This window comes from Anaerofustis stercorihominis (genome assembly GCF_005844425.1).
GTDB classification, from domain to species: domain Bacteria; phylum Bacillota; class Clostridia; order Eubacteriales; family Anaerofustaceae; genus Anaerofustis; species Anaerofustis butyriciformans.
The window spans coordinates 16463-28534 of the sequence record NZ_SPHL01000027.1; the positions used below are offsets into that span (position 1 = coordinate 16463).

Sequence of the window (12072 nt, forward strand, 5' to 3'; positions counted from 1 at the left end):
TATTTCAATTTAATAATTTAATATAATGTTTCATGTTTTTATTTATGTGTTAATATTGTTATATAAATATTTAAGGAGATAATTATGGATATTTTTGAAGTTTTATATGAAAAAAGGAATGAAGAAAATTCCGTTAAAATGGCTAAGTATATGAAAAATAAATTTGACTTTCTAGGTATTCCCAGAAGTGAATTGAAAAAAATAGAAAAGATTTATTTTAAGGAAATAAAAAGTCAGGAATATATTGACTATGATTTTGTAAACAAGTGTTACGAAGATGCTCACAGAGAATTTCAATATCTATCCATAGATTATTTGATAAACAAGAAAAAATTTTTAACAAAAGAAGACATTCCTTTCATAAAAAATCTTATAGTTACAAAATCATGGTGGGATACAAGTGATTCATTATATAAGCTTATGGCATATCTTTCATTAAACGATGAGGATATAAATGAAATTCTTATAAGCTGGAGCAAGGATAATAATATATGGCTCAGAAGAGTAAGCATAATTCATCAGCTTTTAAGGAAAGAAAAGACAAATACCGAGCTTTTGGAAACAATAATAGTAAACAATCTTAAAAATAATGAGTTTTTTATAAATAAAGCAATAGGATGGGCTTTGAGAGATTATTCAAAGACTAATAAGGAATGGGTAAGTAACTTTATCAATAAATACGAAGATAAAATGGCAAATTTAAGCATTAAAGAAGCAAGCAAATATTTATAATTTTAATCTGACTTTAATTTTAAAAAAGTAGCATAAATAATAAAAAAGAAAGGAGAAAATTATGAGAATTCTTGTTGTCGAAGACGAAAAAAACCTTAATAATTTGATCGTTAAAAGGTTAAAAGCAGAAAAATATAGTGTGGATAGTTGTTTTGACGGCGAAGACGCTGTTTATTACATTGAAAATACCGATTATGATGTTGTGATTTTAGATATTATGATACCAAAAATTAACGGTTTTGATGTTATAAGAAGAATAAGAGATAAGGGAATTGAAACTTATATAATAGCACTAACCGCAATGGATTCTACGGAAGAAATAGTAACGGGGCTTAATCTTGGGGCAGATGATTATATGGTAAAACCTTTTTCTTTTTCTGAACTTATTGCAAGGATTTATGCAGTAACCAGAAGAAATACAAAAAACAAAACCAATGTTTATAAAGTAGCGGATTTGGAAGTTGATTGTAACAGTAAAACCGTAAAAAGAGCAGGAAAAGAGATTGAGCTTTCTTCAAGAGAATATGGAATACTCGTATTTCTTATAAAAAACAAAGGAATGATTTTATCAAGAGAACAAATTGAGCAAAATGTTTGGAATTATGAGTACGAGGGTGCTTCAAATATGGTTGATGTATATATAAGATACTTAAGGAAAAAAATGGATACAGGATATGAAAAGAAACTTATTCATACAAAAAGAAATATAGGATATGTTTTAAAGGAAGAATAATGAGAAATTTATCACTAAAGACTAAACTTAATTTTTGGTATATATTTGTAATAGCCCTTATACTTATTTTTACTTTGGCATTTTTATCCGTAAGTATGGACGGATTTACCAATGTTACATTAAAACAGACTCTGCAAAATGAAATTAATGAATGTGTTCAGGAAATAAATGAAGAAGGCTATGATGAAATTTTTGACGATGATTTTGAATTTTACAAAGATGGAGTAGAAATAGCAATATATAGAAATAATGAGCTTCTTAGAGGTAATGTTCCTTCAGATATAAATGGAGTTTCATTTAATGATGGCGTAAATGAATATGACGGAGAGTCCAATAACTGGTATGTATATGATAAGATGACCAATATTGACGGAGTGTTTGTAAGAGGATATATGTCAATTTCTACACTCCAGACATTAAACACTTTTTTAATGACAATATTTATAGTATTAATACCGATAATTCTTATTGTTTCATCAGTGGTTGGATATTTTATAACAAAAAGGACTTTATCACCTATTGATAAAATTGTTGAAACGGCGGTTAACATTTCAAACGGAGATGATTTATCAAAAAGAATAAATTTAAAAACAAAATCAAAAAATGAAATAAGCATAATGGCAGATACTTTTGATGCAATGTTTGAAAGGCTTGAAAGATCATTTGAAAATGAAAAAAAATTCACTTCTGATGCTTCTCACGAGCTTAGAACACCTGTTTCCGTAATACTTGCATCTTGTGATTATGCCTTATATGAAGGAAGCGAAAAAGAGCAAAGAGAAGCCTTGAAACTTATAAAAGAACAGGGCGAAAAACTTTCTTCTTTAATATCTCAGCTTCTTATGTTTACAAGATTTGATTTTAACAGAATAAAAATACAAAGAGAAAAAATCAATTTAAATGAACTTATTGAAAGCGTTTTGGAAGAAATGGAAATAAAGGCAGAGGATAAAAACATAAAGTTAAATATGGATATAAAAGAAGATATAAATATATATTCAGATACTGTACTTATAATGAGGGTATTTATAAACCTTGTATCTAATGCCATAAAATACGGAAAAGAAAACGGGTATGTTAATATAAATGCATATGAAACAGATAAAGAAGTAATATGCACAGTTGAAGATAACGGAATTGGAATAAGCAGTGAAAATATAGATAAAATCTGGAATAGATTTTATCAGGTTAATCCTTCAAGAGATAATGAAAACAGCCTTGGACTTGGTTTATCAATGGTAAAAACCATAATAGAAAAAATGGGCGGTAAAATAACTGTTACAAGCAAAGAAAATGTTGGAACTACTTTTAAAATAATTTTAAAAAAATAAATTCTTTAATTTTACTTTAATTTTTCTTTCCTATCATTTAGGTAGAAAAAAGAAAAGAACGAAAAAAATGGAGGAAAGAAAGATGAGAAAAAGAACAGTTTTAATTATGGTAACAATAGTAGGTATTGCTTTAGTAGGTGCAAGTGTATTTGCAAAAGATTTAGGTATGAATTATATGGAAAATCCATTTGAACAACCAAGTACAAATTCTACAAACTTAGCAGATGAAAATACATCATTAATAGAAGTAAGTTCAGTTAAACAAGATGATGACAATAAAAATATAATAGACGTTCATTTTACAACAAAAGTTATGTGGGATAATAATGCAAGTATAACTTCACTTACAGATGCCGGCGGTAACAGTTATAGTGCAAAGATTATTGATAAGGATGATGACGATTTAGAAATTTATGTTGAAGGAATTAAAGACGGAACAAATTATACAGCTGACATTCAAGGCATAAAAGCGTATAATGATAATTCTTATACAAATTTAAAAGTAACTTTTGAAACTGAAAAAACAAAAGAAACATCTAATAACTCAAAATCAAGCTTAAAAGTTAAGGAAGTTGACTTTGACAGAGAAGATAAAGAAGTATCATTCGACTTTGATAAAAATATTAAATTAAAATCAGGTGCTTATGTAATCATTAAAGATTCAAACGGCAATGCTTATTCAAGTAAAAATTCAAGAATCATATGCGACGAAGACGATATTGAATTGTTCCTTGACAAAAACTTAAAACAAGGTCAAAAATACACATATGAAATAAATGGTATAAAAGAAAACGTAGGTAATTCTTATGAAACAATAAACGGTAGCTTTACTGCTTATGATGATTAATTTAACATTGTAAATTAAATATAAACAAATAATAAAAACCTCATGTAGTTTACTATATGGGGTTTTTATTTATTAAAATTCTAATTGGCAATATTGAAAAAGTTAAAAAAAGATATATAATATAATCAAACATAATTATGAATACAAATAAATATTATTTCATAATACTGGGAGGTGTATGAAATGAAATATTTAACTGTAAAAGAAGTTGCACAAAATTGGAATGTTTCAACAAGGGTAGTGCAAAGATATTGTTTAGAAGGAAAAATCGAAGGAGCAAAAAAGGTTTCCAATGTATGGCAAATTCCACAAAATGCTTCCAATCCCATTAATAATGGAAGAACAAAACAGGAAGTAATAGATACATCAAATCTTATGCCTTTATTGAATACTCCTTTTAAGCCAGGTGAATGTTTGAAATATATTAATAATATTAAAAAAGGAGATTCGAGGGATATTGCTTTATGCGAATATTATTATTTCAGCGGACAAGCTGAAAAAGCCGCAAAAATGGCAGAATTATATCTAACAAGCTCCGATTTATCTTTAAGACTTTCTGCTTATCTTATTTATTCATATGCAAATCTTTCCTTAGGTAATATAACACAAGCGAAATATGCTCTTTCCATGCTTAAAAAAATAGCTTCAAGTAAAAAAGATATTCCACTATTAAAAGATGCAAGTGCATTTATTGCCACGGCAGCAGCGATTTTATTACATCTTCCTCTTCCAAATGAAATACCGCCAATGAAAGAATATATTAATTTTCTTCCTGAAGGGCTTAGAATGTTTGCGCTATATGTTCATGCTCATTATAGATATTTACAGGGAGAATATGAAAGAAGCATAGGTATAGTCGAAACTGCTATTGCATTGCAAAAAGAAACATATCCTATTTCTTCTATATATTTACATTTAGTTGCGGTTATGGATTATATGAGCATAAAAAATGTAAAAAAAGCACAAAAACATCTTCTTGCCGCTTGGGATTTGGCACGTCCTGATGATTTAATCGAAGCTTTTGGGGAACATCATGGACTTCTTGGAGGAATGCTTGAGGCTGTAATAAAGAAAGACTGGCCTGATGATTTTAAAAGAATAATAGATATTACTTATCGTTTTTCAGAAGGATGGAGAAAAGTACATAATCCGATAACAGGAAGAGATGTTGCGGATAATTTAACCACTACGGAATTTGCGGCTGCAATGCTTGCTGCAAGAGGGTGGACAAATCAAGAGATAGGAGAACATATGAATATATCTGCCAATACCGTAAAACAGTATATGTCTTCCGCTTTTCAAAAGCTTGGAATAAATCAACGTCAAGATTTAAAAAAATATATGTTGGATTAAAAAAACTCTGCATTTAGCAGAGTTTTTATTTTATATTATTGCATCTACAAAATCATCAACATCAAATTCTTCTAAATCTTCAAGTCCTTCTCCAAGACCCACATACCACATAGGCGGTTTATCTTCTCCGGCTAATGAAACTATTACCCCGCCTTTTGCGCTTCCGTCAAGTTTTGTCATTATTATACCATCAACCTTGGCACTTTCATTAAAGCTTTGTGCTTGAATTACACTGTTTTGTCCTGCTCCCGCATCTAAAACAAGAACTGTATATAAATTATAATCGCCTTTGAATTTATCGCAGACTCTGTAAATTTTGTTAAGTTCATCCATTAAATTCTTTTTGTTTTGAAGTCTTCCTGCGCTGTCTGCAAGAATTATATCCATATTTTTTGCTTTTGCAGAATCAAGGCAGTCATAAATTACACTTGCCGGATCTTGCCCTTGTTTACTTTTTACGATTGGAACGTTTAGTCTTTCTGCCCAAGTTGCAAGCTGTTCGCTTGCTGCTGCTCTGAAAGTATCTGCTGCCGCTAAAATTACTTTTTTATCCTCTTTTAAGAATTTATTTGCAAGTTTTGCTATTGTTGTTGTTTTTCCCGCACCGTTTACTCCAATGAAAAGTATTAAAGCGGGTTTTTTAATTTCTTTATCCCAAAGATTTAATTTTAGTCTGTTTTTAATTTCTTCTTTAATTAAATCATGTAGTTTGTTTATGTCTTTTACATCTTTTTTAGTGGCATTTTCCTTTACGTTTTCGATTATTTCTTCGCTTACATTGAAAGGAATATCGCTTAAAATAAGTACTTCAATTAACTCTTCATATAAATCATCATCTATTTTGTTTGATGAAAATACATCTTTTAACTTTGATAGTAAACTTTTTTTTGTTTTATCAAGTCCTTTATTATATTTATCTTTTGACATTTATTTCACCGCCTTCATGTATATCTTTTAATTTTACGCTTACGATTTTTGTTATTCCTTCACTTCCCATGGTTGCTCCGTAAAGTACGTCGGCTATGCTCATGGTTATTTTTCTGTGAGTTACAACAATAAATTGGTTGTCTTTAATTATTGATTTTAAATATTTGCAGAATCTTGCAACATTTGCATCATCAAGCGCTGCGTCGATTTCGTCAAGAACACAGAATGGTGCAGGTTTTAATTTAAGTATTGCAAATATTAAAGCTATTGCAGTCATGGATTTTTCTCCTCCGGATAGAGAAGAAATATTTTTAAGTTTTGTTTTTGGAGGAGAAGCGACAATATCTATTCCGCTTTCCATTATATCATCGGGATTTGTTAAAATAAGTTTAGCGTTTCCTCCGTTGAATAACTGCTTGAATACTTCTTCAAACTCTTTGTTTATGTTGTTAAATTCTCTTAAAAATCTTTCTTCGATTTTAGAGTTCATATCTTTTATTATGTGTAGAAGTTCTCCTTTTGAATCTTCAAGGTCATCTTTTTGTTCACTTAAAAATTCAAATCTTTCTTTTACTTCTTTATATTCTTCTATGGATTCAACATTGATGTTTCCCAGTTTTTTTATGCTTGCTTTTAAGTCTTTTACTGTTGTTTCAGTTTCAAGCATATTTTCAATAGGCTTTTTATATTCGAGTGCTTGTGCGTATGTCAGGTTATAATCTTCTATTATTCCTTTTTGAAGATAATCCATTTCAAGATTTGTTTTGTCTTTTTTATTTTCAAGCTTTTGTATTTGCTCGCTTAAACGATATCTTTCTTCTTGAAGATTTTTTAAGTTGTGGTTAACTTCTTCAAACTCTTCATTTGATTGTTTTTTCTTTTCTATTAAAGAAGCATATTTGTCGTCTAAGTTTTTCTTTAGTTCATCATAATCTTTATCAAGCTCTTTAGCCTTATTTATTTCTTCGTTTAATAAAGAAATATTTTCTTCGTTTTCTTCAATTTCTTTTAAACTTTCTGATGTGTTAAGTTCAATATTTTGAATGTTTTTGTTAAGCTCAAAAATAGCTGTATTTATTCTATTTAATTTTTCTTCTTGTTTATAAAGATTAATTTCTTCTTTATTTAGTTTTGTTGCCATATCAAGATATTTATCTTTATATAAACCAAGACCTATCTTTGATATTTCATCTTTCTTTTCTTCAATTTCTTTATTTAATTGCTCAATTTCTTCTTTTGATTGTTCGTTCATAAGAAGGATTTTTTCATCTGAAGTCTTTAAGTTTTCTATTCTTTTCTTGTTTTCTTCAAATGTTTTTATTTTCTTTTCAAGATTTTCTTCAGCTTCTCTGTTCTTGTCTTCTTCCTTGCTAATAATAAGAGTAAGTTCGTTTATTTCATCAGCTTTTAACTTTAACTGTTCGTCTTTTTCTTTAAGTTTAATATCAAAAGAACCGCTTTGTTTTAAGTATTCGTTATAATCTTTTACCGCTTCTTTTATTTGTTTGTTTAGTTTTTCAATTTCGTTTTTTCTTGATAAAAGTGAACGATCATTGTTTTTATTTTGTCCACCTACCAAAGCTCCTCCCGGGAATAAAACTTCTCCGTCAAGAGTTGCTATTTTATATTTATGTGCGCTTTTTTTTGCAAAGTCATTTGCATTTTTTAGATTATCAAATATAAGAAGTGTGCCAAGAGCATTTTTAACGATATTTTCAAACTTCTTATCATATTTTACAATATCGCTTGCAACACCCTCAAATCCTTTTGCATTTGTTATTACAGAGTTTAAGTTATATATTTCTCTTGGTTTTATTATGTTATGAGGTAGGAATGTTATTCTTCCCCACTTGTTTTCTTTTAAAGCTTTAATTGCTCTTGCAGCTGTGCTTTCATCTTTAACTACAACGTGTTCAACGGTAGATGTAAGGGATTTTTGTATTGCATCCATATATTTATCGGGTACGGAAATAAGATCCCCTAAAGTGCCGTACACTTCGTCAGAAAGGCTTGTGCTTTTTGCAAATTCAAAAAGTTTTTTGATTGCGAATTTATAACCTTCCTTGTTTTCTTCATATCCCGTTAAAATGTCTCTTTGTCCTTTTAGAAGTTTTACTTTGTTGTATTTTTCAAGAAGATTTTCTTTATAATCAGCTTTCGCTTCTTCTATTAAATATCTTTCTTCTAAAAGCTTATTGTTTTCATCGTCGAGTTTTTCAAGTTTTTCTTCGTTTTTAAGGTTATTTGAAGTAAAGTCCTGTTTTTCAAGTTCTTCTATTTCAATTTGTAATTCTTTGTTTTCTTCTTCAAGTTTTGTAATGATGAATTTATTGTTTTCGATTCTGTTAAAGCTGTCTGCAAGAAGGCTTTCTTTATCTTTTAGTAATCTTTCTTTTGTCTTAAGATTTATGTTTTCTTTTTCAATTGCACTTTCTGTTTCGTCTGAAAGTCCTTTTAATCTTTCGACTTCTTGTTTTAACTTAGAAAATTCTTCTTGTAATTTTGTAAATAATTCTTCTTGTTTTTCTTTATTTTCCTTATTTTCATTTAAAGATAAGACTGCTTGTTCTTTTTCTTCTTCTAGTTTTAATATTCCGTCTTTTAAGGATTTTATATTTTCTGTGTGAGTTAATATTTTATTTTTGTTTACTTCAACTTCAACTTTAGAATTTTCGTAATTTGAAATGAAGTCGTGTATTTCTTTATTTGCGTTGTTTATTTCTTCATCAAAAGAATTTACTTCAAGTTTTAATTTAGAGTATTTTTCATCCAAAACAGAGATACTCTCTTCTTGTTTTGTTAAAGTATCTCTCATTATTTTTTCGTCTTCTTCTATTTTTGAAAGTTCTTCTTTGTATTTATCTGCTTTATGAACGAATAAATTAAGCTCTATTCCCTTAAGTTCATCGCTTAATTTTATATATTCTCTTGCCTTTTTGGAATTTCTTTTTAAAGTAGGAATTCTTTTTTCAAGTTCTGAAATTATGTCTAAAATTCTGTATAGATTATTTTGTGTTTTATCAAGCTTTTTAATTGCTTCGTTTTTTCTGCTTTTATATTTAACTATCCCTACGGCTTCTTCAATCATTAATTTTCTTTCTACCGCAGAGTTGTTTACAATGCTTTCTATTTTACCTTGAGAAATTATTGAGTATCCTTCTCTAGATAGACCCGTATCCATGAAAAGTTCTTGAATGTCTTTAAGTCTTACGGAGTTTTTATTTATGTAATACTCACTTTCTCCCGAACGATAAAGTCTTCTTGATACATTTACTTCGCTGTATTCACTTGGTAAAATCCCCGAAGAGTTGTCTATTGTTATGCTTACAAAAGCGTAACCAAGAGCTCTTTTTTCTTCAGTTCCGGAAAAGATGACATCTTCCATCTTTCCTCCTCTTAGGGATTTAACTCTTTGCTCCCCTAAAACCCATCTTATTGCATCTACAATATTGCTTTTTCCGCTTCCGTTTGGACCTACTATTCCCGTTACGGGATTATCAAATAAAATCTCGACTTTCTGTCCAAAGGATTTAAAGCCGTATATTTCAACTTTTTTTAAATACATTTGTTACCGCCTAAATTAATTTTAATTTTTTTAGTGTAGCAAAAGCAGCGTGTTGTTCGCTTTCTTTTTTGTTTTTTCCGTCCCCTTCACCCATGTCCTTGTTGTTTATTACAACTTTTGAAGTAAACACTTGATCGTGTTCCGGACCTTTTATTTGAACTAATTCATAAGAAAAGTCTTTTATGTTTTTTGAGTGAATATATTCTTGAAGCAAGGTTTTATAATCATAAGTAAGTTTTCCGTCAATTGCCTTTTTTGTTATGTCAGAAAGAAGGTTAAGAGCAATTTTGCTTACTGTTTCGTAGTCGCTGTCTAAATATATTGCTCCAAGCACCGCTTCAAAGCAGTCTGCAATGATGTTTTTCTTATATTTGCCTCCGCTTATCATTTCTCCTTTTCCAAGAAGAATAAATTCTCCAAGGTCTAGTTTTTCGCTTGCAATATATAAAGAATCCGCACATACGATTAATGCTCTAAGTTTTGTAAGAACGCCTTCTTTATCTTTTTTTAGTGTATTATAAAGATATGCTCCCACGCATAAATCAAGCACAGCGTCTCCCAAAAACTCAAGTCGTTCGTTGTTTTCGAGATTTTTGTTTTCATTGCTTTTTGATGAATGTGTAAGAGCAACTTTAATTAAATCTTTATTGTTAAAAGTATAACCAAGTTTTTGTTCCAATTTATAAATTTTATTTTCCATTTTCTCCCTCGTAAACCATGTAAAAAATTACAGAAGTTTCCTTTAATTTTTTAAATAGTTTAAGGCTCCTTTACGGAGCCCTTTTTTATTTTTATAGTGATTCTAAATAATCAACAACATCTTTAACTGTTTTCATATCTTCAAGTTTATCTTCTTCTATTTCGATACCGAATTCATCCTCGAAGTCAGCTATTAATTCGATCAATGTTAAAGAGTCAACGTCCAAATCATCAGTAAAAGAAGTATCCATTGTAACGGCTTCTTCACTTACTTCTAACTGCTTTACAATAATGTCTCTGACTTTTTCAAAAATCATTTACAATAAACCTCCATACATTTACTTAATATTATATATATACTTATATCATATATTTTCTATTTAGCATAGATATTTTTTATTTTTTCTAAAACTTCGTTTTCTTCAAATTTTATGGCTTGTTTAATTGCGTTTTTAAAAGCTATTTCATCTGAGTTTCCATGAGCTTTTATTATTCCTCCGTTCACTCCAAGAAGGGGAGCACCGCCGTATTTTTTAGATGAAAGACCGCTTAATTCTTCGTTTAAAACGCTTTTTGCAAGAACATAACTTATTTTTGTTTTTGTATTTGTTAAAAATACATCTTTTAGTATGTCCTTCATTAAATTTCCCATACCTTCAATTGTTTTTAATATAATATTTCCCGTAAAACCATCACATACTATAACGTCGTTATCGCTATTCATTATTTCAGTTCCTTCAACGTTACCTACAAAATTAATTTCTTTGTTGTTTTTTAATATTTGATGTATTTCCTTATATAGTTTATCGCCTTTTTCTTCTTCTGAGCCTATGTTTGCAAGAGCAACTTTAGGGTTTTTAACTCCCATTACGTTTTCCATATAAATGCTTGACATTGTTGCGAATTGTTCTATATAGTCGCTGTTACAATCTGCATTTGCACCGCAGTCCATTAAAAGTACAGGTTTCTTTCTTGCAGGTAACACTGCACCAAGGGCAGGTCTTTTTATTCCTTTTATTCTTCCTGTTACTAAAACTCCCGCAGATAAAACAGCACCTGTGCTTCCTGCTGTAACTAAGACACTGTTACGGTCTTCTTTGATCTTGTTTGCTGCAACAACAAGTGAAGATTGTTTCTTTCTTCTTATGGCAAGTGCGCTTTCATCATGACATGTAATTTCTTCAGGAGCATGGATAATACTTATTTTATCCATACTTAAGTTGTTGTCTTCAAATACTTTTTTTATTTTTTCTTCGTGTCCTACCAAAGTTATTTCTCTATCAAATTCTTTTACGGCAAGTACGGCACCTTTTACCATTGCATCAGGTGCATAATCTCCGCCAAAAGCATCTACGTATATCATATTTTTATACCTCTTTTTTTATAATTATATTCTATAAATTATATCATAAATTTTTTTTCTTTTCTATATTGTGAGTATGCATTAATAATGTATATTTATGCATGATGGAAATAAGGTGTGTTTTATAGGTGTTATTAAGGTTATCAAGTTTTCCACAACTTATCAACAGATTGTAAAAAAGTAGCATATAACCACCGGTTTTTATATATATGAGGTATATTAAATATCTTCTTAGTTATTTATATTCTTCCTCTGTATTTATTATTTAAAGGAACAAAAAATCCTTTTATAATAGGTATTTCGACAATTTAATGAATACAAAAAGTAAGCTATCGGACTACAAAAAATCAGTTATATAACTACAAAAAGTAAGTTTTTATTATAAAAATATTCTTTTTAAAAAATCTTTAAGTAAGCTATAAAGATACAAAAAGTAAGGCTTTTAAATACAAAAAGTAAGTAGGCATTTTTCGTAAAAAAGCCCTTAAAAAAGCTATTTTAAGTTGAAAAACATAGAAATAT

At 29.2% G+C, this 12072-nt stretch carries 10 protein-coding genes; 5 read left to right on the top strand and 5 right to left on the bottom strand.

Annotation, left to right across the window (positions count from 1 at the left end):
• Positions 1–84: 84 nt before the first annotated feature.
• The 5 genes from FGQ49_RS07500 (at position 85) to FGQ49_RS07520 (ending at position 4996) form a co-directional block, all read left to right on the top strand.
• On the top strand, positions 85–732 hold the full coding sequence (locus tag FGQ49_RS07500) for a DNA alkylation repair protein (RefSeq protein ID WP_138269253.1): 648 nt from the start codon (positions 85–87) through the stop codon (positions 730–732).
• Positions 733–793: 61 nt separating this feature from the next.
• Positions 794–1465, top strand: coding sequence for a response regulator transcription factor (locus FGQ49_RS07505; protein WP_138269254.1), 672 nt, complete (start codon positions 794–796; stop codon positions 1463–1465).
• Positions 1465–2796 (top strand): sensor histidine kinase, encoded by a 1332-nt coding sequence (locus tag FGQ49_RS07510; RefSeq protein WP_138269255.1) that lies wholly within the window; start codon positions 1465–1467, stop codon positions 2794–2796. The genes FGQ49_RS07505 and FGQ49_RS07510 overlap by 1 nt, the downstream gene beginning before the upstream one ends.
• Positions 2797–2878: 82 nt before the next feature.
• A complete protein-coding gene (locus FGQ49_RS07515) occupies positions 2879–3643 on the top strand; it encodes an Ig-like domain-containing protein (protein WP_138269256.1) in 765 nt (254 codons plus the stop codon).
• Positions 3644–3826: 183 nt separating this feature from the next.
• Complete coding sequence (locus FGQ49_RS07520) at positions 3827–4996, top strand: LuxR C-terminal-related transcriptional regulator (protein WP_138269257.1); 1170 nt, start codon at positions 3827–3829, stop codon at positions 4994–4996.
• 30 nt (positions 4997–5026) lie between these two features.
• Here FGQ49_RS07520 and ftsY read toward each other — a convergent pair whose 3' ends face one another.
• The 5 genes from ftsY to plsX all read right to left on the bottom strand — a co-directional run bounded on the left by ftsY (position 5027) and on the right by plsX (position 11550).
• Complete coding sequence (gene ftsY, locus FGQ49_RS07525) at positions 5027–5923, bottom strand: signal recognition particle-docking protein FtsY (protein ID WP_138269258.1); 897 nt, start codon at positions 5921–5923, stop codon at positions 5027–5029.
• The gene (smc, locus tag FGQ49_RS07530; RefSeq protein WP_138269259.1) at positions 5910–9488 is read right to left on the bottom strand and encodes a chromosome segregation protein SMC; all 3579 of its coding nucleotides are present in this window, start codon (positions 9486–9488) and stop codon (positions 5910–5912) included. Before smc ends, ftsY begins: the two co-directional genes overlap by 14 nt.
• A gap of 10 nt (positions 9489–9498) precedes the next feature.
• Positions 9499–10188 carry a ribonuclease III gene (gene rnc / locus FGQ49_RS07535; RefSeq protein ID WP_138269260.1) on the bottom strand — a complete coding sequence of 230 codons (690 nt, stop codon included), beginning with the start codon at positions 10186–10188 and terminating at the stop codon, positions 9499–9501.
• Between the two features lie 91 nt (positions 10189–10279).
• A complete protein-coding gene (acpP, locus tag FGQ49_RS07540; protein WP_138269261.1) occupies positions 10280–10504 on the bottom strand; it encodes an acyl carrier protein in 225 nt (74 codons plus the stop codon).
• Between the two features lie 59 nt (positions 10505–10563).
• Positions 10564–11550: a phosphate acyltransferase PlsX gene (plsX, locus tag FGQ49_RS07545; RefSeq protein WP_138269262.1), complete on the bottom strand. Its 987-nt coding sequence runs from the start codon at positions 11548–11550 to the stop codon at positions 10564–10566.
• Positions 11551–12072: the final 522 nt, after the last annotated feature.